General features: G+C 35.9%; 22 protein-coding genes and 1 pseudogene. All 23 read left to right on the top strand.

Features of this window, described 5'->3' with window-relative positions:
* Positions 1-25: 25 nt before the first annotated feature.
* The 23 genes and pseudogenes from D2K60_RS09060 (at position 26) to dapG (ending at position 26,748) form a co-directional block, all read left to right on the top strand.
* Complete coding sequence (locus D2K60_RS09060) at positions 26-808, top strand: isoprenyl transferase (RefSeq protein ID WP_117170373.1); 783 nt, start codon at positions 26-28, stop codon at positions 806-808.
* A 496-nt stretch (positions 809-1,304) separates the two neighbouring features.
* On the top strand, positions 1,305-2,069 hold the full coding sequence (locus D2K60_RS09055; protein WP_117169679.1) for a phosphatidate cytidylyltransferase: 765 nt from the start codon (positions 1,305-1,307) through the stop codon (positions 2,067-2,069).
* A 21-nt stretch (positions 2,070-2,090) separates the two neighbouring features.
* A pseudogene (gene dxr, locus D2K60_RS09050) lies at positions 2,091-3,236 on the top strand (1-deoxy-D-xylulose-5-phosphate reductoisomerase).
* A 41-nt stretch (positions 3,237-3,277) separates the two neighbouring features.
* Positions 3,278-4,537: an RIP metalloprotease RseP gene (rseP, locus tag D2K60_RS09045; RefSeq protein WP_117170372.1), complete on the top strand. Its 1,260-nt coding sequence runs from the start codon at positions 3,278-3,280 to the stop codon at positions 4,535-4,537.
* 31 nt (positions 4,538-4,568) lie between these two features.
* Complete coding sequence (locus D2K60_RS09040; protein ID WP_117169678.1) at positions 4,569-6,272, top strand: proline--tRNA ligase; 1,704 nt, start codon at positions 4,569-4,571, stop codon at positions 6,270-6,272.
* A gap of 115 nt (positions 6,273-6,387) precedes the next feature.
* On the top strand, positions 6,388-10,677 hold the full coding sequence (locus D2K60_RS09035; RefSeq protein ID WP_117169677.1) for a PolC-type DNA polymerase III: 4,290 nt from the start codon (positions 6,388-6,390) through the stop codon (positions 10,675-10,677).
* A 509-nt stretch (positions 10,678-11,186) separates the two neighbouring features.
* Positions 11,187-11,660 carry a ribosome maturation factor RimP gene (gene rimP, locus D2K60_RS09030; protein WP_117169676.1) on the top strand — a complete coding sequence of 158 codons (474 nt, stop codon included), beginning with the start codon at positions 11,187-11,189 and terminating at the stop codon, positions 11,658-11,660.
* Between the two features lie 13 nt (positions 11,661-11,673).
* A complete protein-coding gene (gene nusA / locus D2K60_RS09025) occupies positions 11,674-12,786 on the top strand; it encodes a transcription termination factor NusA (protein WP_117169675.1) in 1,113 nt (370 codons plus the stop codon).
* Between the two features lie 16 nt (positions 12,787-12,802).
* Entirely contained in the window at positions 12,803-13,084 is a 282-nt protein-coding gene (gene rnpM / locus D2K60_RS09020) for an RNase P modulator RnpM (RefSeq protein WP_117169674.1), read from the top strand.
* Entirely contained in the window at positions 13,077-13,397 is a 321-nt protein-coding gene (locus tag D2K60_RS09015) for a YlxQ family RNA-binding protein (RefSeq protein ID WP_117169673.1), read from the top strand. Before rnpM ends, D2K60_RS09015 begins: the two co-directional genes overlap by 8 nt.
* 4 nt (positions 13,398-13,401) lie before the next feature.
* Positions 13,402-15,432, top strand: a complete 2,031-nt coding sequence (gene infB, locus D2K60_RS09010; RefSeq protein WP_117169672.1) for a translation initiation factor IF-2 — start codon at positions 13,402-13,404, stop codon at positions 15,430-15,432.
* The gene (locus tag D2K60_RS09005; protein WP_117169671.1) at positions 15,429-15,707 is read left to right on the top strand and encodes a DUF503 domain-containing protein; all 279 of its coding nucleotides are present in this window, start codon (positions 15,429-15,431) and stop codon (positions 15,705-15,707) included. Before infB ends, D2K60_RS09005 begins: the two co-directional genes overlap by 4 nt.
* Before the next feature lie 38 nt (positions 15,708-15,745).
* Positions 15,746-16,096: a 30S ribosome-binding factor RbfA gene (gene rbfA / locus D2K60_RS09000; RefSeq protein WP_117169670.1), complete on the top strand. Its 351-nt coding sequence runs from the start codon at positions 15,746-15,748 to the stop codon at positions 16,094-16,096.
* A gap of 105 nt (positions 16,097-16,201) precedes the next feature.
* Positions 16,202-17,122: a tRNA pseudouridine(55) synthase TruB gene (gene truB, locus D2K60_RS08995; protein ID WP_117169669.1), complete on the top strand. Its 921-nt coding sequence runs from the start codon at positions 16,202-16,204 to the stop codon at positions 17,120-17,122.
* Between the two features lie 5 nt (positions 17,123-17,127).
* Positions 17,128-18,084 carry a bifunctional riboflavin kinase/FAD synthetase gene (locus D2K60_RS08990; RefSeq protein ID WP_117169668.1) on the top strand — a complete coding sequence of 319 codons (957 nt, stop codon included), beginning with the start codon at positions 17,128-17,130 and terminating at the stop codon, positions 18,082-18,084.
* Positions 18,085-18,206: 122 nt separating this feature from the next.
* Positions 18,207-18,476, top strand: a complete 270-nt coding sequence (gene rpsO / locus D2K60_RS08985; RefSeq protein ID WP_117169667.1) for a 30S ribosomal protein S15 — start codon at positions 18,207-18,209, stop codon at positions 18,474-18,476.
* A gap of 304 nt (positions 18,477-18,780) precedes the next feature.
* Positions 18,781-20,892: a polyribonucleotide nucleotidyltransferase gene (gene pnp, locus D2K60_RS08980; protein WP_117169666.1), complete on the top strand. Its 2,112-nt coding sequence runs from the start codon at positions 18,781-18,783 to the stop codon at positions 20,890-20,892.
* Positions 20,893-21,148: 256 nt separating this feature from the next.
* The gene (locus D2K60_RS08975; protein ID WP_117169665.1) at positions 21,149-22,360 is read left to right on the top strand and encodes a M16 family metallopeptidase; all 1,212 of its coding nucleotides are present in this window, start codon (positions 21,149-21,151) and stop codon (positions 22,358-22,360) included.
* Between the two features lie 60 nt (positions 22,361-22,420).
* Positions 22,421-22,666 carry a YlmC/YmxH family sporulation protein gene (locus D2K60_RS08970; protein ID WP_117169664.1) on the top strand — a complete coding sequence of 82 codons (246 nt, stop codon included), beginning with the start codon at positions 22,421-22,423 and terminating at the stop codon, positions 22,664-22,666.
* Between the two features lie 212 nt (positions 22,667-22,878).
* Positions 22,879-23,784: a dipicolinic acid synthetase subunit A gene (dpaA, locus tag D2K60_RS08965; RefSeq protein WP_117169663.1), complete on the top strand. Its 906-nt coding sequence runs from the start codon at positions 22,879-22,881 to the stop codon at positions 23,782-23,784.
* The gene (locus tag D2K60_RS08960; protein WP_117169662.1) at positions 23,778-24,371 is read left to right on the top strand and encodes a dipicolinate synthase subunit B; all 594 of its coding nucleotides are present in this window, start codon (positions 23,778-23,780) and stop codon (positions 24,369-24,371) included. Before dpaA ends, D2K60_RS08960 begins: the two co-directional genes overlap by 7 nt.
* 95 nt (positions 24,372-24,466) lie before the next feature.
* Positions 24,467-25,513 (top strand): aspartate-semialdehyde dehydrogenase, encoded by a 1,047-nt coding sequence (gene asd / locus D2K60_RS08955; protein WP_117169661.1) that lies wholly within the window; start codon positions 24,467-24,469, stop codon positions 25,511-25,513.
* A gap of 14 nt (positions 25,514-25,527) precedes the next feature.
* A complete protein-coding gene (gene dapG / locus D2K60_RS08950; protein ID WP_117169660.1) occupies positions 25,528-26,748 on the top strand; it encodes an aspartate kinase in 1,221 nt (406 codons plus the stop codon).
* The last annotated feature ends 28 nt before the right edge of the window (positions 26,749-26,776 follow it).

The raw sequence follows: 26,776 nt of genomic DNA, 5'->3' as shown, positions 1-26,776 counted from the left end.
TTTTACACACGATGGGGGACAGACAATGTCGATTTTTAGATTTCCTTTCTTTAAAAATAAAAGTTCTAAAAAACATGCTATTGAAAATAAAGATATGATAAATGATGCTTATGTATTACCTGAGCATGTTGCAATAATAATGGATGGAAATGGTCGCTGGGCTAAAAAACGTGGACTTCCAAGATTTGCTGGTCATAAGGAAGGGATGGATAATGTAAAAAACATCGTACGTGTAGCAAACAAGCACCATATTAAAGTTTTAACATTATACGCCTTTTCAACAGAAAACTGGAAAAGACCTAAATCAGAAGTTGAATACTTACTTAAATTACCGATAGAATTTATACATACATATTTACCAGAGTTAATAAAAGAAAATGTTCAAATTAGAACAATTGGAGCATTTGATATGCTACCAGAACACACGAAAAAGGCAGTACAATCCGCAAAGGATAAAACGCGTGAAAATGACGGACTCATTCTAAATATTGCATTGAATTACGGTAGTAGATACGAGATAATACAAGCGATACAACTTATTGCAAAAGATATAGAAAACGATCAGCTTGATGTAGAAGAACTTGATGAATCTGTATTCTCAAACTATTTATTTACTAGTGAATTGAAAGACCCTGATTTAATTATTCGAACAAGTGGTGAGAAACGTCTTAGTAATTTTTTGTTGTGGCAAGCAGCCTATTCAGAATTTTGGTTTACTGAGGTGTATTGGCCTGACTTCAATGAAGCAGTGTTTGAGCAAGCGTTAGTGGATTATCAAAATCGAAAACGTCGCTTTGGTGGTGTGTAATTAGTAACTGTTCTTAAGTTTGGCGTATTTCTGTTAAATTGCTTGATATTTTAATTTCAATGCGAGTTAGAAACATTTAAAATTACAATCTGTATAAAGCCAAGATACGCTATCAAGCGAAGGAAGCAAATGGATGACACTCCGGTGGGAACAGCACAAGCCACAGCTAACTTGGTAAAGTGTTCTTCTTTACCAAGTTAGCTGTGGCTGTGCCCACGGAAAGGGAATCCATTTGCTGACGTAGCAGTTAGGAAATCTACGTCGTAATTTCTATCACGTTCGTAAGATGAAACGCAATGCTACATGTGACGGGAGTACGAAGTCAATTTTAGCTTTGGAATCTGAGACTCCTTAATTTTACCAAGGCTTAAATGTCTGATATACTCTGAGAAAGTTAAATAAGTAATATGTAACATGTTATCAAATTTTGAAAAAGTAAAATATATAAAATAATATAAATCATAACTAATAGATTTAGGACATGAAGGTGAACAAAATGATGCAAAGAGTAATCACGGCAATTATAGCAATACTGCTTTTCTTTCCGTTTGTTTTTATTGGGGGATGGCCCTTCTATATAATTATGTTTGTAATTGGTTCAATAGGATTGTTAGAGTTATTGCACATGAAGAAGATGACGAAATATCCAATACCGACAGCTTTCACTTTGATTTTATTATGGACGTTATTATTCGACTTTAATATCGATAAATCAGAAGTAACGTTAATTATTGTTTTGTTATTATTAGGTTATACTGTACTTGTTAAAAACAAGTTTACATTTGAAGATGCAGGTTTCCTTGTATTATCAGCTCTCTATATTGGTTTAGGCTTTTACTACTTTATAGAAACGCAGCAAGCTGGTTTAGAATTTATTTTTTATGCGATCGTAATTATTTTAGCTACTGATACTGGTGCATACTTTTTTGGAAGGGCATTTGGGAAGAAGAAGCTTTGGCCAGAAATCAGTCCGAATAAAACGATTGAAGGCGCACTTGGTGGAATTTTATTAGCTTGTGTTGTTGCAGTTGTTTTTCAGTTAATTGCACCTGTACACGCATCTATGCTAGTCGTGTTACTTGTAACAATATTTGCAAGTATGTTTGGACAAGTAGGCGATTTAGTGGAATCTGCATTTAAACGATACTATAATGTAAAAGACTCTGGAAAAATATTACCTGGTCATGGTGGCATCTTGGATCGATTTGATAGTTGGTTATTTGTCTTTCCGTTTCTGCATTTTATTCAATTCGTTTCATAGAATCAGATAGGAGTGTTCGAAATGAAGCATATCACTTTGCTTGGTGCTACTGGTTCGATAGGAATACAGACATTAGACGTGATACGGCATCATAAAACCGAGTTTTCGATCCATGCATTAGCATTTGGTAAAAATGTTCAACAAGCCGTTCCTTTAATAAATGAATTCAAACCAAAGAAAGTTGTTGTTTTGGATAATGAAACAAAGCAGTTACTTAAAGCAGCAGTTTCTCATGTTCAAATATTAATCGGAAACGAAGGTTTGATAGAGGTTAGTGTGGATAAAGAAACAGATGTTTTAGTAAATGCGATAGTAGGTAGTGTAGGATTAGATGCAACACTCTGTGCGATAGAGGCGAATAAAACAATTGCGATTGCGAATAAAGAAACATTAGTAACTGCAGGACATTTAGTGATGGAGAAGGCCAAAAAGCATCAGGTGCGCCTCTTGCCGATTGACAGTGAGCATTCAGCTATTTTTCAATGCCTGCAAGGCGAGAACAGTAAAGAGGTGAGCCGCCTAATATTGACTGCTTCAGGTGGTAGTTTCAGAGATAAAACGAGAAAAGAATTACAAGATGTTACGGTTGAAGATGCGCTAAAACATCCAAACTGGAGCATGGGTGCTAAAATAACAATTGATTCGGCAACTATGCTGAACAAGGGATTAGAGGTGATCGAAGCACATTGGTTATTTGATGTCCCTTATGATGCAATCGACGTTATTTTACATAAATAAAGTATCATTCACTCCATGGTTGAATTTCATGATAAAAGTGTGATCGCGCAATTAGGTACTGCTGATATGCGTACACCGATCCAATACGCTTTAACATATCCATCACGTTTAGCGTTACCACAAACCAAACCACTAGATTTATTAGAAATAGCAGAACTACATTTTTCTAAAATAGATTTTGAGCGTTTCCCATGCTTGCGTATGGCTTATCAAGCTGGTAAAGTAGGCGGAACGATGCCAACCGTATTAAATGCAGCTAACGAAATGGCTGTTCAGTTATTTTTACAAAATAAGATAACTTTCTTACAAATTGAGGATTTTATTGAACGTGTTTTGGTAGAGCATGAGGTAATACCATATCCAGCTTTAGAAGTGATTCACGCAGTAGACAAAGAAACACGAATGAAAGTTGCGTCTTTTTTGAAATGAAGAAAGTAAAGTATTAGGTAAAAAGAAGGAGAGTGCTAGTGTTGAACACAATTATTGCATTTATTTTAATGTTCGGTTTACTTGTGTTCGTTCATGAGTTTGGACATTTTATCTTTGCTAAAAAAGCAGGGATGTTAGTAAGAGAACTTGCAATTGGATTTGGTCCAAAAGTCTTTTCGATTAAGAAAAAAGAAACATTATACACGATTCGATTACTGCCTATGGGTGGGTATGTTCGCGTTGCCGGTGAAGATCCAGAAATAACGGAATTAAAACCAGGACAACATATTGCAATTGAATTTAACCAAGCAGGTGCAGTCGATAAAATTATTATTAATAAAAAGTCGAAGCATCCAACTGCACGTGTTATTGAGGTCGAAAAGGCAGATTTAGAACACGGATTATTTATTGAAGGTTATGATGTAGGAGAAGAGGATAAACTACGCTTTTCTGTTGATCCAAAGGCAGATTTTGTGATGGATGAAGTCGAGACACAAATTGCTCCATTTGATCGCCAATTTGCTTCCAAAACAAAAAGACAACGTGCCATGCAATTATTTGCTGGACCAATGATGAATTTCTTACTTACAATTGTAATCTTTGCTATTCTAGGATTTACACAAGGTGTTCCGACAGAAGAAGCTAAATTAGGAACAATTCAAGCAGATAGTCCGGCTGAAGAAGCAGGATTTGAAGCTGGTGATGAAGTAATTGCAATAGATGGCACGCCAGTCACAATGTGGACTGAATTTCAAACGACAGTAAGAGAAAATCCAGAGACAGAGTTAACGATGACTGTTTTGCGTGATAGTAGTGAAGAACAGGAACTTGTAGTGACACCGCGAATGGTAGAATCACAAGATCAACAGTTCGGTCAACTTGGCGTAAGACAATATATGGAGAAGTCCTTTGCAAAAGCAATCCCTTATAGCTTAGAGGAAACTTATGCAACTTCTAAATTAATACTTACTAGTTTGAGTCAGCTTATAACAGGTGAATTTTCAATTGATATGCTTTCTGGACCAGTGGGGATTTATGATGCAACTGACCAGGTTGTCCAAAATGGATTTGCAACATTCTTAATGTGGACCGCTATGTTAAGTGTTAATTTAGGTATTATCAATTTATTACCTTTACCGGCGCTTGATGGTGGTAGATTATTGTTTGTTGGAATTGAAGCTGTTCGTGGCAAACCAATATCTGCAGAAAAAGAAGGGCTTGTCCATTTTGTCGGGTTTGCTTTACTAATGTTATTAATGATTGTCGTAACATGGAATGATATTCAACGCTTATTTTTATAGAAATGAACTATTATAAGAGGTGTAAAATAAAATGAAACAAAGTCAAACACTAATACCTACATTAAAAGAAATACCAGCAGATGCAGATGTTTCAAGTCATCAACTATTGTTACGAGCAGGTTATATTAGACAAACTGCTTCTGGAATCTATAGTTTTTTACCATTAGGAAAGCGAGTGCTTCGAAAGGTAGAAGATATTGTTCGCGAAGAGATGGACAATATTGGGGCAAATGAAATGTTGATGCCAGCCTTACAACCAGCTGAATTGTGGAAAGATACAGGCAGGTGGCAAACTTTTGGTCCAGAACTGATGCGAATTAATGATAGACATGACCGTGAATTTGCATTAGGTGCAACACATGAGGAAGTTGTGACAAGTTTGATTAAAGATGAAGTGAAAAGTTATAAAAAACTGCCACTGACTGTCTATCAAATTCAATCGAAGTTTCGTGATGAAAAAAGACCTCGTTTTGGCTTATTAAGAGGACGCGAATTTATTATGAAAGATGCGTATTCTTTTCATGATTCTTACGAAAGTTTAACTGAGATGTATGATAGTATGTATCAAGCTTATTCGAATATATTTACAAGATTAGGTTTAAATTTTCGAGCTGTCATTGCAGATTCTGGCGCAATGGGTGGAAAAGATACACATGAATTTATGGCATTATCTGAAGTTGGTGAAGATATTATCGCATTCTCTGATACATCTGATTATGCTGCCAATATCGAAATGGCTGAAGTAGTTGATCAATACGAAAAGTCGAATGAGTCTGCATTACCGTTAGATAAAGTTGCCACACCGAATCAAAAAACAATGCAAGATGTTGCTGATTACCTTGAACATACATTGGATAAGGGTTTAAAAGCTTTATTTTTCAAAGTTGATGATTCTTTTGTATTAGTTGTTACAAGAGGAGATCATGAAGTAAATACGATAAAACTTAAAAATCTTTATCAAGCAGCAACTGTTGAATTAGCAACAGAGACAGAAGCAAGAGAAATGTTGGGTGCTGGTTTTGGTTCTTTAGGTCCAGTTAAGATGGAAAATGAAGAAGTTGATATTGTTGCAGATTTTGCCGTCCGCAATGCCGTGAATGTAACGTGTGGAGCAAATGAAGAAGGCTATCACTATGTGAATGTGAATCCTGAACGCGACTTCAAAGTGACGAAATATGCAGATGTTCGTTTTATTGCAGAAGGAGATTCTTCTCCTGATGGACAAGGAGTAATAAAATTTGCTCGAGGAATTGAGATTGGCCAAGTATTTAAATTAGGTGAATTTTATGCAAATAAACTTGGTGCAAGCTTTTTAAATGAGCAAGGAAAAGCAACGACAATGATTATGGGTTGTTATGGAATTGGTGTTTCTAGAACATTAGCAGCTATTGTAGAGCAATACCATGATGATTTGGGAATAACATGGCCAAAACAGATTTCACCATTTCAGGTACACTTGCTTGTACTAAATAGTAAAAAGGAAGAACAGACTAGCCTTGCTGAAGAATTGTATACCGGTTTAAAAGCAAAAGGAATAGAAGTACTTTACGATGACAGAGCTGAACGTGCAGGAATTAAATTTGCGGACAGTGATCTTATTGGAATCCCTTATCGAATTGCTGTTGGTAAGCGTGCAGATGAAGGTATCATAGAGTGTAAAGAACGAGTTAATGGCGAACAGACAGAACATCATAAAGATGATGTAATAGCCTATATACAAAGCTTATTAGCATAAGACTTTTAAACCCCTTGTCCTAAAGAATAGGTGACAGGGGTTTTTATGCGTAGTAGAATAAGATAGAAGATTTTTTTGTTCAGATGTATGAACACATGCTAGGGGGGAAACAAAATTGAGTATTTCGAGTAACGATAAGATGAAAGTACTATTAAAACAAATAAACTTGACAGAACCTGAAACTACTAATTTTTCGGAGAGTCAACTAACAAAGTTAGAAGTATTTAAAACGGAAAAGCGATGGCACTTTCATATCCAAATCAAACAAATCTTACCTGCTAAGGCGTATCGACTTTTCTGTTTGAAACTACAAGAAACCTTTTCGCATATTGCCACTGTTGATTGGACGCTTTATGCTGAAAGTAAAAATATAAGTAATGAAGAGGTTAGTGCCTATTGGCAGGATTTCATAGGGTCGGTTGGTGATCTTTCACCTGCATATAAAGATCTTGTCGAGCAGCAAAAACCACAAATAGATGGTAATAAGATTATTGTGACTGCTCGAAATGATGCGGAAGCAAATGCGCTTAAAAAAAGACTAGAGCCTGCATTTCGAACGTACTGTAATAAGATCGGCGCTATCGCTTATACATTAAAAGTTGATGCAAAGACTGAAATGGAAGATATTAAAAAGTTTAGAGAGCAAAAGGCTCTTGAAGATAAGGAATTAGTCCAAAAAGCTGTAATGGATAAAGAAGTTCGTGAAAAAGAGAAAGAGGCTGGCGTTTCAAACGAACCAGTAATGATTGGTTATAAAATTAAAGATGAACCAGTGCCGATGAAAGAAATACTAGAAGAAGAAAGACGGATTGTTGTACAAGGGTATGTATTTGCTGTTGATATTAGAGAGTTACGTTCTGGACGACACTTGTTAATCATTAAGGTAACAGACTATACGGATTCTTTCTCATTAAAAATGTTTTCAAAAGATGATCAAGATGGAGAAAAATTTAAAGCAGTTAAAGAGGGCATCTGGATTAAAGCAAGAGGTAGTGTGCAAACTGATACATTTACCAATGAGTTAACAATGATGCTTAATGATATTAATGAAATCAAAGTAAAGAAAAAAGAAGATAAAGCTCCAGAAGATGAGAAACGTGTGGAATTACATGCGCACACAACAATGAGTCAAATGGATGCAGTCGTGACAGCTTCAAAATTAATTGAACAAGCTAGCAAATGGGGACACAAAGCGTTTGCAATTACGGATCATGCAGTAGCACAATCTTATCCAGAAGCATATGCAGCAGGTCAAAAGCATGGTGTAAAAATTCTTTATGGATTAGAAGCAAATATTGTAGATGATGGCGTGCCAATTGCTTATAATGAACAAGACATTGACTTAGATACAGCTACGTATGTTGTTTTTGATGTAGAAACAACGGGTTTATCTGCTGTATACGATACAATTATTGAGTTGGCTGCTGTGAAGGTTAAAGGTGGAGATATCGTTGACCGGTTTGAATCATTTGTAAATCCCCATCATCCTTTGTCTGAGACTACCAATGATTTAACGGGCATTACGGATGATATGGTAAAAGACGCTCCTGATGTTGAACAAGTATTAGCAGATTTTAAAGAATGGGCTGGACAAGATATTTTGGTTGCTCATAATGCTAGCTTTGATATGGGATTCTTAAATCAAGGAAATGAAAAAGCGGGATTAGAAAAAGCGATTAACCCGGTCATTGATACATTAGAGTTAGCTCGATTTTTATTGCCAACTTTAAAAAGTCATCGTTTAAATACATTGTGTAAGAAATTCGATATCGAATTAACCCAACATCACCGTGCGATATATGATGCGGAAGCAACCGGCTATTTAATGTGGAAACTGTTAAAAGAGGCAAGAGAGAAAGAAATTACAAATCATAACCATTTTAATATTCATATGGGTGAGGGTAATGCGTATCAACGTGCACGTCCACATCACGCAACACTACTTGCGCAAAATGAAATTGGACTAAAAAACATTTATAAATTAGTTTCTTTAGCACATATCGATTATTTCTACAGAATACCACGTATTCCACGTTCTAAATTACAAGCACACCGTGAAGGTATTTTAGTTGGTTCTGGTTGTGAAAAAGGTGAAGTGTTTGAAACAATGATGCAAAAGTCACAAGAAGAAGCAGAGAAAGTTGCGGCCTTCTATGATTATATTGAAGTACATCCACCGGCTAACTATTATCCATTGATTAGTCGAGAGCTTGTCCAAAATGAAGCGCAAATTTTAGATATATTACGAAACCTTGTTGCGCTTGCCGATCGCTTGAAGAAACCTTGTGTTGCAACAGGAAATGTCCATTATTTAGAAGAACGAGATAAGTTATATCGTCAAATCCTTATTTCATCTCAAAATGGAAACCCGCTAAGTCGTCAAACACTACCGGATGTCCATTTCCGAACAACAGATGAAATGCTTGCGAGTTTTGATTTCTTAGGAACCGACAAGGCAAAAGAAATAGTTGTCACAAATACACAAGCAATCGCTGATCGATTAGAATCAATTAAACCGATAAAAGAAGATTTATATACACCAAACATCGATGGTGCAGAAGAAGAAATTCGAGAAATGAGCTATACCTTTGCTAAAAATCTCTATGGTAATGATTTACCTGAACTTGTCGAAAAGCGTATCGAAAAAGAGTTGAAAAGTATTATTGGGCACGGCTTTGCGGTTATTTATCTTATCTCGCATAAGCTTGTGAAAAAATCATTAGATGATGGTTATTTAGTGGGTTCTCGTGGTTCTGTTGGTTCTTCATTAATTGCAACATTGACGGAAATAACAGAAGTAAATCCATTACCACCACACTATGTTTGTGCGACGTGTCAGCATCATGAATTTTTCACGGATGGATCTGTTGGTAGTGGTTTTGATTTACCTGATAAGAATTGCCCGTCTTGTGAAACAAGCATGCGAAAAGATGGTCAGGATATCCCGTTTGAAACTTTCCTAGGCTTTAAGGGGGACAAAGTTCCGGATATTGATTTGAATTTCTCGGGTGAGTATCAATCAATAGCGCACAACTATACAAAAGTACTGTTTGGTGAAGATAAAGTGTTTCGGGCAGGTACAATTGGTACTGTGGCGGAGAAGACAGCGTATGGTTACGTAAAAGGATATGCGAGTGATCATCAATTACAAATGAAAGCTGTTGAAACAGATCGTTTAGTTCAAGGCTGTACGGGTGTGAAACGGACTTCAGGACAACACCCTGGTGGAATTATTGTTGTTCCAGATGATATGGATATCTATGACTTCACACCGATCCAGTTTCCAGCTGATGATCGTAATTCTGAATGGAAAACTACGCATTTCGATTTCCATTCCATTCACGATAATTTATTGAAACTAGATATACTTGGACATGATGATCCGACCGTGATTCGGATGTTACAAGATTTAAGTGGAATTGATCCAAAAACAATTCCAGTAGATGACGAAGAAGTAATGAAAATTTTCTCAGGTCCCGAAGTATTAGGTGTAAACGCAGAGCAAATCATGTGTAAGACCGGTACGTTAGGTGTTCCAGAGTTTGGTACGAAATTTGTTAGACAAATGCTAGAAGATACAAAGCCAAAAACATTCGCAGAGCTAGTAATTATCTCTGGCTTATCACACGGAACAGATGTATGGCTAGGTAATGCACAAGAACTAATTAATAAGGGCATTTGTAAGTTGCCAGATGTAATTGGGTGCCGTGATGATATTATGGTTTATCTGATGCATAAAGGATTAGATGCTTCATTAGCCTTTAAAATTATGGAATTCGTTCGTAAAGGAAAAGGTCTACAAGATGAATGGATTGTAGAAATGAAGAAAAACAATGTACCTGAATGGTATATTGATTCGTGTAAAAAAATTAAGTACATGTTTCCAAAAGCACACGCTGCTGCATACGTTTTAATGGCAGTTCGGATTGCTTATTTTAAAGTACATCATCCAATTCTTTTTTACGCAGCTTACTTCTCTGTTCGTGCAGATGACTTTGAATTAGACCTAATGGTGAAAGGTCCAACAGGGATTCGTAAACGTATAGAAGAAATTTTGGCTAAAGGAAATGATGCTTCAACAAAGGAAAAAAACGTTTTAACTGTGCTGGAATTAGCTCTTGAAATGAATGAAAGAGGATTTACTTTCCAAAGCGTTGATTTGTATAAATCGAGTGCAACAGATTTTCTTGTTGTTGAGAATAGTCTGATCCCTCCGTTTAACGCCGTTGATGGTTTAGGAACAAATGCAGCTCATAATATTGTCAAAGCGCGCGAAGAAGGTGAATTTTTATCGAAAGAAGACTTAAGAGAAAGAAGTAGAATATCTAAAACGGTTATAGAATATTTAGAGAATCATGGTAGCCTAAAAGGAATGGAAGATAAAAATCAATTATCGTTATTTTAAATAAAAGCTTTTTAAAAAAAGATTGCTTATTTTGGGAAAATCGATAAACTTTGACATACCGGTACCCCGTTCTGAAAATACACGATGCTTTCCGTGCCTACAGAAAGGGAGGCCATTTTCTGACGTAGCGTGTCTCGATTAACTTGTTATTGCACGTTTCCTTGCATGATATTAAGGAATATGGTATAGTAATTTATGGTACGAAATGATACGTTAGTAAGAAGGAGTGGGGAAACCCACTCTTTCTTCACACCTATCGTCCTTTTTGTTACATAGAAGCTTATTTTTAAAAAGGATGGTATACGTTTTGCACTGATTTCTTGTGCAGATTTCTTTTGATTTTAGTATGAAGCGTAGTATTCCCTTGCCGTTTTTTGGCAAGGGTTTTATGTTTCTTATATAAGATGTTAATGAAAAAGACTAAAATGTGTAAACTTTAAAAGTATGACTAAAAACGTAGTAGCCTAATGTAATACAGTTTAATTGCAGTGATAAAGGAGGCAACATGAATGGGAATGAAAGTAACGGAAAAAGCAGAACAACTTCTTGAACCTATCTTAGAAGAAATGGCGTTACAGCTTGTAGATATTGAGTTTGAAAAAGAAGGAAAAAACTGGTTTCTTCGTATTTTTATTGACAAGCAAGGTGGTATCGACATAGAAGAATGCGGCATTGTATCAGAGAAATTAAGCGAGCAATTAGATGCTGATGATCCAGTTGCAGTACCATACTATTTAGAGGTTTCTTCACCAGGTGCAGAGCGCCCATTGAAAAAACCACAAGATTTTATTGACCACATAGGCCATAACGTTTTCGTTACGTTATATGAACCTATCCAAGGTGCTAAATCGTTTGAAGGATTGTTAACAGCTTTTGAAGAGGATACCATAAAATTAGAAGTATTAAACAAAACAAGAAAACAAGAAGTAACTATTCCTTATCAAAAAATAGCAAAAGCCCGATTAGCAGTTACATTTAAATAAAGGGGGAGACATAGTGAGTAGTGAGCTTTTTGATGCCATTGATTATTTAGAAAAAGAAAAAGGTATTAACAAAGAAATATTAATGGAAGCGTTAGAGGCGGCGCTTATATCTGCTTATAAGAAGAATTTCAAATCCGCAACGAATGTACGAATCGATTTGAATGAAAAGACTGGGAGCATGCATGTTCTTTCAAGAAAAGAAGTTGTCGAAGAAGTAGAGGATAAGAACCAGGAGATTAGTCTAGAAGAAGCAAAAGGAATTAAACCAGATTATGATTTAGGCGATATAATTGAACTAGAGGTTACACCAAGAGATTTTGGACGAATCGCAGCACAAGCTGCGAAGCAAGTTGTGACACAGCGTGTTCGTGAAGCGGAACGTGGTGTTATATTCAATGAATACATTGACCGTGAAGAAGATATAATGAACGGGATTATCCAACGCATTGATCCCCGTTATGTTTATGTTAATCTGGGTAAGGTTGAGGCCAAGTTACCTGAGGGTGAACAAATGGCAACAGAAGACTATCATGTGCATGATCGACTTAAAGTCTTTGTGACGAAAGTTGAAAACACAAATAAAGGCCCACAAATCTTTGTTTCTAGAACACATCCAGGTCTTTTAAAACGTTTATTTGAAATGGAAGTTCCTGAAATTTACGATGGAACTGTAGAGATACGTTCTGTAGCGAGAGAAGCAGGAGACCGTTCTAAAATATCTGTTTATGCCGCAGATAGTGATGTTGATCCTGTTGGCTCTTGCGTTGGTCAAAGAGGTCAACGTGTTCAAACAATCGTTAATGAGCTTAAGGGTGAGAAAATTGATATTGTTGAATGGTCAGAAGATCCAGTTGTCTATGTATCGAATGCGTTAAGTCCATCAAAAGTCGTTGATGTTCTGGTAAATGAAAAAGATAAAGCAACAACTGTTATTGTTCCTGACAACCAATTATCACTGGCTATTGGTAAACGTGGTCAAAATGCTCGATTAGCAGCAAAATTGACCGGTTGGAAAATTGATATTAAAAACGAGTCAGATGCGCGTGAGGCTGGTTTAATAACTGAACCTGTTCGTGTACTTGATGAAGAAGCATCATTTGATGGAGACGGCGATTTATTTGATTAAGGAGGAGAAATAAGTTATGCCTAAAAAGAATAACAAGATTCCTCTTCGCAAATGTATTGTTACACAAGAAATGAAACCGAAACAAGCATTAATTCGAATTGTTCATAATAAAGATGGGGAAGTGTTTGTTGATCCATCCGGTAAAAAGAATGGCCGAGGGGCATATATTTCTAATAGTTTAGAAGTAGTAGAAAAAGCTGAAAAATCTAAAGTATTAGACCGTCATCTACAAACAAATGTAGACGAAACAGTGTATCAACAATTAAAGCAAGTGATAGAAGGTAAAGACATTGAGTAAGGGGAAAGAATATCTCAACTTAATTGGTTTAGCTTATCGTGCTCGTAAATTGACGTTAGGTGAAGAATTAATTATTAAAGATATCCAAAAACAAAAAGCGAAATTAGTACTGCTTGCAAGTGATACAGGTCCACAAACAACAAAGAAAATTACAGATAAATGTAATTTTTATGAAATTCCAATTCGAATTGTTGATGATCGGGATACAATATCACATGCAATGGGTAAGTCTGGAAGAGTAGCAATTGCTGTTTTAGATGAAGGTTTCGCTTCGAAAATAACCTCGTTACTCGATAAATCTATTCGGGGGTGAATGTATGAGTAAAATACGTGTATATGAATATGCAAAACAAAAGAATGTGTCTAGTAAAGAAATTATAAATAAATTAAAAGAAATTGATGTGGAAGTGTCCAATCATATGTCAACTATTTCTAGTGATACATCTACAAAGTTGGACGAAATATTTTCAAGTAATACAGAAGAAAATGCTGCACCAGATGCGGACAAAAAGAATCAAGAGCAATCAAAGAAAACTGATAAAAATGATTCTAGCAATGCACAATCTAAATCATCGCCTGAGTCCGTTGAAACATCTTCTACAAAAATAACCTATACAGATTCCTTAACTGTAGGTGAACTAGCTGAAAAATTAGGTAAAGATGCAACAGACCTGATTAAGAGTCTTATGGCAGCTGGAGTTATGGCTACTAAAAACCAAAGTTTAGATGATGAGACGATTTCGATGATGGCTGAAGAATATGGTGTGGAAGTTGAAAAAGAAGCAGAAGTTGATGAAATGGATTTAGATAACTTCATCCAAGAAATCAATCAAGGTGAAGCGATTGAACGTCCAGCTGTAGTTACGATTATGGGCCACGTTGATCATGGTAAAACAACTTTACTTGACTCTATTCGCCACACCAAAGTAACAGAAGGTGAAGCAGGAGGTATTACCCAACATATTGGTGCATATCAAATCGAGAGTAATGGTAAATTCATTACCTTCTTAGATACACCAGGACACGCTGCTTTCACAAGCATGCGTTCACGAGGCGCTCAAATAACTGATATTGCTATTCTTGTTGTAGCTGCAGATGATGGTGTTATGCCACAAACAGTCGAAGCGATTAATCATGCAAAGGCTGCTGAGGTTCCAATCATTATTGCAGTTAATAAAATGGATAAAGAAGGCGCTAATCCTGACCGTGTTATGCAAGAGTTAACAGAATATCAATTAATCCCTGAAGACTGGGGTGGAAATACAATATTTGTTCAACTATCTGCATTAAAAGGCGAAGGAATTGACGACTTGATCGAAATGATTCAACTAGTTGCAGAAGTAGAAGAATTAAAAGCAAACCCTGATAACCGTGCAATCGGTACTGTTATTGAATCACAGTTAGACAAAGGGCGTGGCCCAGTTGCAACACTACTGGTGCAAAATGGTACGTTACACGTAGGTGATCCAATTGTTGTTGGAAATACTTTTGGTCGTATTCGTGCAATGGTAAATGATGTAGGTCGTCGTGTTAAAGCAGTTGGACCATCAGCTCCAGTTGAAATAACTGGATTAAATGAAGTTCCATCTGCGGGTGATCACTTTGTTGTCTTTGCAGATGAGAAGAAAGCACGTCAAATCGGTGAAGCACGTCAACAAAAACAAATTGAAGCAAACCGTGGTGGCGGTGTTAAAGTTAGTTTGGATGATTTATTCGAACAAATTAAGCAAGGCGATATTAAAGATATTAACTTAATTATAAAAGCTGATGTACAAGGTTCATTAGGTGCTTTATCATCTTCTCTAGAGAAGATTGATGTGGAAGGCGTTAAGGTTCACATCATTCACATGGGTGTTGGTGCAATTACTGAATCAGATGTTATTTTGGCCTCTGCATCAAATGCAATTATTATTGGCTTTAATGTACGTCCTGATGTTAATGCTAAAAAAGCAGCTGAGTCAGAAAAAGTGGATGTACGCTTATATCGTGTTATCTACAAAATAATTGAAGAAATTGAAGCTGCAATGAAAGGAATGCTTGATCCAGAATTCGAAGAGAAGGTAATTGGACAAGCGGAGGTTCGCGAAATTTTCAAAGTATCTAAAATTGGTACAATTGCAGGTAGTTACGTAACTGATGGTAAAATTACACGTGATGCAGGCGTGCGCGTAATCCGTGATGGCATTGTAATTTATGAAGGTGAAATTGACACATTGAAAAGATTTAAGGATGATGTCAAGGAAGTTGCGCAAAACTATGAGTGCGGGATTACCGTAGAAAAGTTTAATGACATTAAAGAAGGCGACGTTTTTGAAGCGTATGTTATGGAAGAAATTAAACGCACATGATTCTTTATGCTGAAGTAGAATGTTATATCTATCATGCACATTCATTAAAGGAAAAACGGTCTGTTATTAAAAAGATAACAAAACGGATTCATAATGAGTACAATATTGCAATTAGTGAGATAGATTTTCAAGATCTTTGGCAACGCACAATGTTTGGTTTAGTAACGATCTCTAATGAGAAAGTACAGGCGGAGAGGGTAATCGATCAAGCGTTTAAGCTGATTGATTCTTTTCCGGAAATCGAACGAACAAAAACGCAAAAGGAATGGTTATAATTTAGTTAACCATTGCTGAATTTTAAGAGGTGAACTTCATGAATCAAATGAGAGCAAATCGCGTCGCAGAACAAATGAAAAAAGAGTTGGGTGATATCCTTAGTAGGAAAATTAAGGACCCGCGTGTTGGTTTTGTAACGATAACAGATGTCGAAGTTACAGGTGACTTACAACAAGCAAAGATTTATATATCTGTTCTAGGTGAAGAAAAACAAAAACATGATACATTAATTGGTTTGGCGAAAGCGAAAGGTTTTATTCGTTCTGAAATAGGTACACGCATTCGTTTACGTAAAACACCAGAATTGTTTTTTGAATTCGATGAAGCTATTGAAAAAGGGAATCGAATTGAAACCATCTTACGCGATATTAATGATTCTAATACGTGATATTTACTTCCTAAAACCCTTGTTCTATAATAGTACAAGGGTTTTAGTTTATTTTTTAATTGTACGCGATAGAATAAAAATTTAAAGAGATGGTGAATAAAGATTATGAATGGTATTCTACCACTGTGGAAACCAATAGGGCCTACATCCCATGATTGCGTTATCCAAATTAGAAAATTATGTCATACCAAAAAAGTTGGTCATACCGGAACACTGGATCCAGCAGTAGAAGGTGTATTGCCAATTTGTATTGGAGAGGCAACGAAAATTGTTCCATATCTAACGGATACGACAAAAACATATGTTGGAGAAGTAACACTCGGATATTCAACAGATACAGAAGATCAAACGGGTACTATTATCGAAGAAAAGTTAGTAGATGAAACGTTTGATATAGCTACACTAGAAACTGTATTAGCATCGTTTACAGGTGTAATTAGCCAAGTTGTTCCACTTTATTCTGCTGTTAGGGTAGATGGTAAGAAATTGTATGAATATGCAAGAACGAACGAGCCTGTTGAAAGACCATCACGTGAGGTTACAATTGAATCGATTAGATTATTGGAGGATTCACTAAAAGTTGAAGAGAAAGTTTTCCGGTTTTCATTTGAAGCAACATGTTCAAAGGGAACATATATGAGAACGCTATGTTTAGACATTGGTAAAAAACTAGGTTATCCTGCCCACATGTCTCATTTAGTTCGAACAGAAACAGGGAATATTACTGCTGCAGAGACATTTACGTTTGACCAATTAATAGAAAAAAGTGAGCTAGGGCAATTAGAAGAAACTTTACTTCCAATTCAGCAAGGTGTTGATCACTTAGATATTTATAACGTAGATGAACAACTAGCAAAAAAAGTTTGGCAAGGTCAGAAATTAGCGTTACCGGATCAAACGATAAAAACAGATCCGTTTAGAGTAGAGTACCAAGATGAACTTTTAGCAATTTATCAGATACATCCAACAAAAATCGAAGAGATAAAACCAGTACGTGTATTCCGTTACAATCAGGAAAGTAGGTGAAAACCTTGGAAATTATATCATTACAATATCCACACAAAATTATTCGAACAGAAATAGAAGAAACAGTTGCAGCTATTGGATTTTTCGATGGCATACATAAAGGGCATCAAAATGTTATTGAAACTGCAAGAGAAATTGCAAAAGAAGAGAATAGAAAGAGTGCAGTTATTACATTCTCACCTCATCCTTCTGTCGTACTGAAAAAGCAACAAAAGCCTGTTCATTATTTAACACCATTAATTGAAAAAAAAGCGATTCTAGAAGATATGGGTATTGATATTTTATATATCATTACATTTAATGAGGTTTTGTCAAAATTAGTTGCAAGTGAATTTGTTTCGGATTTTATTGTTGGACTTAACATTAAACATCTTGTTGCTGGTTTTGATTTCACATATGGATACAAGGGTAAAGGTACGATAGAAACATTGAGAGAACATGCAAAAGGTGAATTTGATCTTACGACAATTAATAAATTAGAAGATGAAGGCGAAAAAGTTAGCTCAACACGGATTCGAGATTTGTTGGCTAAGGGGAAAGTGAAGAAGATAAGTAATTTATTAAATAGACCTTTTCAAACGAGTGGAATCGTTATACAAGGTGAAAAACGTGGAAGAACAATTGGTTTTCCTACTGCTAATATAGATGTGGAAGAGGAGTATGCACTTCCTAAAGTCGGTGTTTACGCCGTTCGTGTTTCCATTAGTGATCAAAATAAGATTACGGGAATGGCTAATGTGGGCTATAAGCCAACGTTTCATGAAAGTAATCAAATAGATCGACCTACTATAGAAATTCATCTATTTGATTTTGAACAAGATATCTATGGTGAATCATTGCGAATAGAATGGATTGACTTTATTAGAAATGAAGTTAAATTTAATGGAATTGAGCAATTGATTGAACAATTAAAGAAAGATGAACAACAGATTCGACATTTGTTTACTACAATTGAAGATTAATACTTGCAATTTATTATAAAAGGATGTAATCTAAATAACGGAAACCTTCCACTTGGCAAATTGATTCTCCGACGTTTGCTAGGGGATAGGGGTTTACTAATTTTTACAGGAGGCTATTACAAATGGCTATAACACAAGAACGTAAAACTGAACTTATGAATGAGTTCAAAACACATGATAACGATACGGGATCTCCAGAGGTTCAGATCGCTGTCTTAACAGAAGATATTACGAATTTGAATGAGCATCTTCGTTTCCACAAGAAGGATCATCACTCACGTCGTGGTTTATTGAAAATGGTCGGTAAACGTCGTAACTTACTAAATTACTTACGTAATAATGATGTTGCTCGTTACCGTGATTTAATTCAAAAACTTGGTTTACGCAGATAATATACTAAAAAGCGGGATTATTCCCGCTTTTTCTGTATGTTTAAAATCAATCTGTTCATCCGATAATAGTTTGTAGGAAGTTATTCTTTTGGGTATATATATGTCGTATTATAATCCTTTCGCTCGATTCTGATCAAACAGTTGAAAAAATTTTTTCAACTGTTTGATCAGGATGGAGCAACATAATGTAAATGATGCAAAAGGATAGTAAAACAAGAAGTGATACGGATTTATATAGCCCTTATTATATGGACACACTACTACAAAAGGTTTCCAGGTAAATAAGAGAGGGGTACATAATTAAATGGTAGCAAATAAAAAAGTATTTTCGACAGAAATATCAGGTAACACATTTACAGTAGAAATTGGAGAATTAGCAAAACAGGCAAATGGTGCATGTATGATTCAATATGGGGATACTTCTGTCTTAGCAACAGCAACGGGTTCTAAAGAGCCAAAAGATTTACCGTTTTTCCCACTAACTGTAAACTACGAGGAACGTTTATATGCAGTAGGTAAAATTCCAGGAGGTTTTATTAAAAGAGAAGGTAGACCATCAGAAACAGCTGTTCTTACATCTCGTTTAATTGACCGTCCAATACGACCATTATTTCCAGACGGGTATCGTAACGATGTTCAAGTAATAAGTATGGTAATGAGTCTAGATCAAAACTGTCCGTCAGATATAGCTGCAATGATAGGTTCTTCGATAGCTCTATCTATCTCAGACATTCCATTTGATGGACCAATAGCCGGTGTTATTGTTGGACGAGTTGACGATAAATTTGTAATTAATCCTACTACTGAACAGCGCGAGAAGAGTGATATTGATCTTACCGTTGCTGGCACAAAACACGCGATTAACATGGTAGAAGCAGGGGCAGATGAAGTACCAGAAGATGTGATGCTTGAAGCTATTATGTTTGGACATGAAGAAATTAAACGTTTAGTTGCTTTTCAAGAAGAAATTATTGCTGAAGTTTCTAAAGAAAAAATGAATATTAAATTATTCGAATTAGATAAAGAATTAACTGTTGTAGTAGAAGAGAAAGTTAAAGCGACTTTAGTGACAGCAATTCAAATTCATGAAAAGCATGCCCGTGAAGAAGCTATTGATAAAGTAAAGAAAGACTTACTTGCGGAATATGAAGAGCAAGAAGCTGATGATAAAACAATTAAACACGTTAAAGGTATATTGGATAAGATCGTTAAAGAAGAAGTACGTCGTTTAATTACAAAAGAAAAAGTTAGACCAGATGGTCGTAAAATTGATGAAATACGTTCTTTAACCTCTCGTATTAGTGTACTTCCGAGAACGCACGGATCCGGTTTGTTCACACGTGGCCAAACACAAGCGTTAAGCATCTGTACACTGGGTGCTCTAGGTGATGTGCAAATTTTAGATGGTATTGGATTAGAAGAATCAAAACGTTTCATGCATCATTATAACTTCCCATTATTTAGTGTTGGGGAGACTGGTCCTATTAGAGGCCCAGGCCGTCGTGAAATTGGTCATGGTGCATTAGGAGAACGCGCATTAGAAAAAGTGTTGCCTTCTGAAAAAGACTTTCCTTATACGATTCGCCTTGTATCAGAAGTGTTAGAATCAAACGGATCTACTTCACAAGCGAGTATTTGTGCTAGTACATTAGCAATGATGGATGCAGGTGTACCAATTAAAGCACCAGTTGCTGGTATTGCAATGGGACTTATTAAATCGGGTGATGATTATACTATTTTAAGTGATATTCAAGGTATGGAAGATCACTTAGGAGATATGGACTTTAAAGTTGCCGGAACTGCTAAAGGTGTAACTGCTCTTCAAATGGATATTAAAATTGATGGTTTATCACGTGATATTTTAGAAGAAGCACTTACGCAAGCTAAAAAAGGTCGTATGCATATTCTAGAGCATATGCTTGAAACAATTAACGAACCAAAAGAAGAGTTATCCACATATGCTCCGAAAATCTTAACAATGTCTATTCATCCAGATAAGATTCGCGATGTAATTGGGCCAAGTGGTAAACAAATCAATAAAATTATTGAAGAAACTGGCGTGAAAATAGATATTGAGCAAGATGGTGGTGTATTCATTTCATCTATCAATAATGAAATGAATCAAAAAGCGAAGAAAATCATTGAAGATATTGTACGTGAAGTACAAGTTGGTGAAATGTATCTTGCTACAGTTAAACGAATTGAAAAATTTGGTGCATTCGTTGAATTATTTAAAGGTAAAGAAGGCCTTGTTCACATATCAGAAATGGCTGCTGAACGCATCAATAAAGTGGAAGACGTTGCTTCAATAGGTGATCAAATGATGGTCAAAGTAAAAGAAGTTGATCGTCAAGGTCGTATTAATTTATCACGCAAATCTGTTATAGCAGATGAAAAAGAAAAAGAAAGTAAATAATATTACCATTAAAAAGAAACTGGATTACCAGTTTCTTTTTCTTACATACTAAACTTTAGCAAAGTGAAACAGGCATTTAAGTCTTGGTAAACTTAGTCGTTTCGTAATAAACAACAATTTTCTAGAAAACAGAATTTTTAATGGTTGACAAGCAATCCGAACCTTAAAAAATCAATGATTAGCACATGGTTTTTGGTTTAAAGTTGAGTTGCATATAAATAAAAAATAACAGTTAATAAAATAGGAGGGCATCTAGATGCTTCAGAAACATACTTCCAGAAATGGATTACGTATTGTATTGGAAAATATCGCGAGTGTTAGATCCGTAACAATTGGCGTGTGGGTTCGAACTGGTTCAAGAGATGAAACAGTAGAAAATAACGGGATCTCTCACTTTTTAGAGCATATGTTTTTTAAAGGTACTGAAAAAAGAACTGCAAAAGAAATTGCCGAAGAGTTTGATGCGATTGGCGGACAAGTAAATGCTTTTACATCAAAAGAGTATACATGCTACTATGCGAAAGTTCTTGATACACATAAAGAATTTGCCTTAGAGATGTTAACCGATATGTTCTTTCATTCGAAATTTGCTCAAGAAGAAATTGATAAAGAAAAGAATGTTGTATTAGAAGAAATAAAGATGGCAGAAGACACACCAGATGACATCGTTCATGACTTATTAGCTGAAGCTTCTTACGGTGGACAGCCATTAGGATTTCCTATTTTAGGTATAGAAGAAAGATTAAATGCTTTCACATCTGAAGATTTGCATCAGTACCAACTGGAACACTACCGCCCAGATAATATAGTGATATCTGTAGCAGGAAATGTCGATACATCTTTTATCGATAAAATTGAAACAGCTTTTGATCAATTTAAGCAAACTAGCAAAGTTAGTACGTTGGAAAAATCAATTTTTACTCCGAAACAGTTAACACGTAAAAAGGAAACAGAACAAGCTCACTTATGCTTAGGGTATCAAGGTTTGCCAATTGGGGCTACGAATATCTTTAGTTTAGTCATTGTTAATAATGTACTTGGTGGCAGCATGAGTTCAAGATTGTTTCAAGAGATTAGAGAAAATCGTGGATTAGCTTATTCTGTGTTTTCTTATCACAGTTCGTTTCTTGATGATGGATTGTTAACGATCTATGCTGGGACAGGTAATGAACATCTTCCCGTTCTTAAAGAAACGATACATCAGACAGTAGCAGAATTAATCGAGCATGGCCTTACAGACAAAGAGTTACGTAATAGTAAAGAACAATTAAAAGGAAATCTTGTACTAGGTTTAGAAAGTACAAATAGCCGCATGAGTCGAAATGGTAAAAATGAGTTACTTATGGGTAAGCATCGTAGTTTGGATGAGTTAATAACTGAAATTGATGCGGTAAGTATGGAGTCAACGAATGAATTAATTAAACAAATATTCAAGTCGGATTATGCAAGTGCATTAATTTCTTCATGAAAAAAGCATAGTCAAGTTCACCTTCTCATACTTTTTATAAAGATGAAGGAGGAAAAAAGTATGCGGTATAAGACTTTAAGTGGCAAAGAAATTGTTGATCTTGATAGTGGCTCTAGATTAGGTGTGTTAGGGCAGACAGATATTGAATTAGATGAAAAAACAGGTCAAATTACAGCCTTCATTATTCCTAATTACACGTGGTTAGGGATGAAAAAAGAAGGAGAAAATCTGCGAATAAATTGGTCAGATATTCAGAAAATAGGCGAGGATATGATAATGGTTAATCGTCTCCCTCCTACTAAATAGTAGAAATGGATTATTAACTATCATACTTTCTAAATAGCTAATCGACAAGATGGAAATATAATCTGTTGATTAGCTTTTTTATATAGATCATTGTCTTATTTAATCTGCATTGTAGTTAAAACCTTCACTTTACTGCCAATAATTCATATGATATTAAGAAAATTTATAAAGCAAAATAGTAGTGAAATATTGTTTGTGAAAGAGGTGGAATTATGGATTCATCCATCCGTATGGCTATCTTAGGTGGAGATGCACGTTATCTTGAAATGATTAAGAAGCTTTCCGAAAATGATAACTTAAAAATGGAATTAGTTGGTTTTGATCAATTGAATCAAGGGTTTACAGGTATTAAACAAACAGATTTTGAAGAGTTGGAAACAGAATCTCTTGATGTAATTGTTTTACCGATTCCAGGTACTGATGAAGAAGGTTATATTGATACTATTTTTTCTAATCAAAAAATACAGCTTAAGGAGGAATGGTTTGATACATTAGCAAAAGACTGTTTGATATTCTCCGGAATAACAACACCTTATTTGAGTAAATGTGTGAAAAAATCGGGTCTAAAACTTATCCCGCTAATGGACAGAGACGATGTTGCCATTTATAATTCTATCCCAACTACAGAAGGTACAATTATGCTCGCCATTCAGCATACCAATTTTACGATTCATAGTGCTCGAATTGTTGTGTTAGGAATGGGGAGAGTCGGACTGAGTGTGGCAAGTAAATTTTCAGGGTTAGGAGCAAATGTGGCGGTTGGGACGAGAAAAGATGTAGATGTAGCACGTGCTTTTGAAATGGGGATGCAAGGTTTTCACATGGAAGAGTTACCTGCATATACTGGGCAGTGTGATATTTTAATCAACACGATTCCAAGTAAAGTTGTTACCGAATCAGCGTTAAACTTAATGAAATCTAATGCGTTAATTATTGACTTAGCGTCTAAACCTGGTGGGGTTGACTTTGTCTATGCTAAAAAAAGGGGAATTACAGCTATACACGCACTAGGGTTACCGGGGATGGTGGCTCCAAAAACAGCAGGAGAAATATTAGGAAATGTTATTAATCAACTCATTACACAAATAAAAGAAAGCGGGGAGAAGCGACAGTGTTAAAAGGAAAAAAAATTGGTTTTGGTATAACAGGCTCACATTGCACATACGCGGCGGTATTTCCAGAAATGCAAAAATTAATTGATCTAGGTGCAGAGTTGGTCCCAGTCATTTCAAATACCGTTCAAGAAACAGATACAAGATTTGGTAAAGCAGAAGATCATATTAAAACAATAACAGAAATTACAGGAAGAAAACCAATTGGTTCAATTGTTGATGCGGAGCCACTTGGCCCGGTTGAACCGTTGGATTGTATGGTTATAGCACCTTTAACTGGGAATTCAATGAGTCGATTGGCAAACGGTATATCAGACTCAGCTGTACTAATGTCTGCAAAGGCAACAATGCGTAATGGTAATCCAGTTGTTCTAGGAATTGCGACAAATGATGCACTAGGATTAAATGGTGTGAATTTGATGCGTTTAATGGCAACTAAATTAATCTATTTTGTACCATATGGTCAAGATGATTATATTAAAAAGCCAAATTCTTTAGTTGCAGATATGACTCTATTATCCTCTACAATCACACAAGCATTATCCCACAAACAAATACAGCCAGTTTTAATACCGAAGATGGTTACAGAATAATATACTGTAGGAATACCCTTTCCTTAACAGAGTATGTTAAAATAGAGATTACAAATTTAATCATTTTAACTTATAGGTAAGGAAGGGGATTTATTATGACAGAAATTAAAGGTTATCATGTTGCAGTAGTTGGTGCTACTGGAGCTGTAGGTCAAAAAATACTAGAAACACTAGAGAAAAAGGATTTTCCAATTGGACAGTTAACATTATTATCTTCTCCACGTTCAGCTGGAACTAAAATAAAATTCAAGGATGAAACGTTTACTGTTCAAGAAGCTACACCTGGAAGCTTTGAAGGAGTTAATATAGCACTTTTCTCAGCTGGTGGTTCTGTGTCTAAATCCCTAGCGCATGAGGCGGTAGCTCGTGGTGCAGTTGTAATAGATAATACAAGCGCTTTTAGAATGGATGAAAATATTCCATTGGTTGTCCCAGAAGTGAATGAATCTGATATTGAAAAACATAACGGTATTATTGCCAATCCAAACTGTTCTACGATTCAAATGGTTGCGGCACTTAAACCAATAGAAAAAGCATTTGGACTAAATCGAGTAATAGTTTCTACTTATCAAGCTGTTTCAGGCGCAGGTGCAAAAGCAGTTGAAGAATTAAGAGAACAATCGCAAGCCTTTTTGAATGGAGAAGAACTTGCTCCTGAACTATTGCCTGTTAAGGGTGAAAAGAAACATTATCCAATCGCTTTTAATGCATTACCTCAAATTGATGTATTTCAAGAAAATGGGTATACATTTGAAGAAATGAAAATGATTAATGAAACAAAAAAAATTCTACACGCATCCGAATTAGCTGTTGCAGCTACTTGTGTACGTTTACCATTTTTCACATCACATGCAGAAAGTGTGTATGTTGAAATTGATGATCCTGGTGTATCAGTTGCAGCTGTCCAAGAGGTTTTGGCACATGCACCTGGTATCGTTTTAGAAGATGATCCATCAAATCAAGTGTATCCAACACCATTAAGTGCAGTAGGTAGTGGTGACGTTTTTGTAGGTAGAGTAAGAAAAGATCTTGACGAACCTAAAGGGTTCCACCTATGGGTTGTTTCGGATAACTTATTAAAAGGCGCAGCATGGAATTCTGTGCAAATCGCTGAATCATTAATTAAAAATAACTGGCTATAATTTAGAGGTGTAACATGGAGATTCTAGTGCAAAAATTTGGCGGAACTTCTGTACAAAGTAAGACGACAAGAAGTAACGCAATAAAGCATATTAAAACTGCTATTGATCAAGGGTATAGAGTGGTTGTAGTCGTTTCTGCGATAGGCCGTTATCCTGATCCATATGCAACGGACTCATTATTAGGATTAATTGATTTTCCTAATACACATGCAAGCAAAAGAGAACAGGATTTACTTATGTCCTGTGGTGAAGTAATCTCTTCTGTCGTTTTTTCAACGGAATTAAAAGAAAGTGGTGTAACGTCGACTGCATTAACTGGAGGGCAAGCTGGATTTAAAACAAATCAAGACTTTACCTCTGCAAAGATAAAGGCAATGGAAGTGGAACGAATCCACCAAGAATTAAAAGAGCATCAAGTTGTTGTAGTTGCTGGTTTCCAAGGGAAGTCAGCAACTGATGAAATAACAACGCTTGGTCGCGGTGGAAGTGACACGTCAGCAGCAGCCTTAGGTGCGGCACTAGACGCTGCTTATATTGATATTTTTACCGATGTAGAAGGAATTATGACAGCAGATCCGCGGCTAGTAAAAAACGCGCGAACATTAGATGTTGTCACATATAATGAAATTTGTAATTTAGCTTATCAAGGCGCAAAGGTCATTCACCCACGAGCAGTTGAAATTGCTATGCAGGCTAAGATACCGATGCGGGTGAGATCAACTGCTACTAACGAAATTGGAACATTAGTTACCGATTCAATAGATGCAGTAAAGGGTAAGGATATACCAGATCGTATTGTTACTGGAATTGCGAATATGTCTAACATAACGCAAATAAAGGTATTAACGAATGAAAATGTTGATCAATTACATTCAGACGTTTTCAAAGCAATGGCGGAAGCAGGTATTTCGGTTGATTTTATAAATATTTCGCCTAACGGTGTTGTCTATACAATTCCAGAGGTATTTACTACAAAAGCAATTGAAATATTAGAGGCGTTACATTATCAACCTGAAACGGTTTCTAACTGTGCGAAGGTCTCATTAGTTGGAGCTGGTATGACTGGTGTTCCTGGGGTAACAGCTAAAATAGTGCAAACACTGACAAATGAAGGGATTCAAATCCTTCAATCTGCAGACAGTCATACAACGATATGGGTGCTGATTCACCATGATGATCTTATCCCAGCTGTAAATGCATTGCATGAAACGTTTGAATTAAATAGGAAAATCTAAACATCTAGGGAATGGATGGATCAAGATG

This window comes from Paraliobacillus sediminis (genome assembly GCF_003426055.1).
This window is presented reverse-complemented; position numbering and strand designations above follow the sequence as displayed.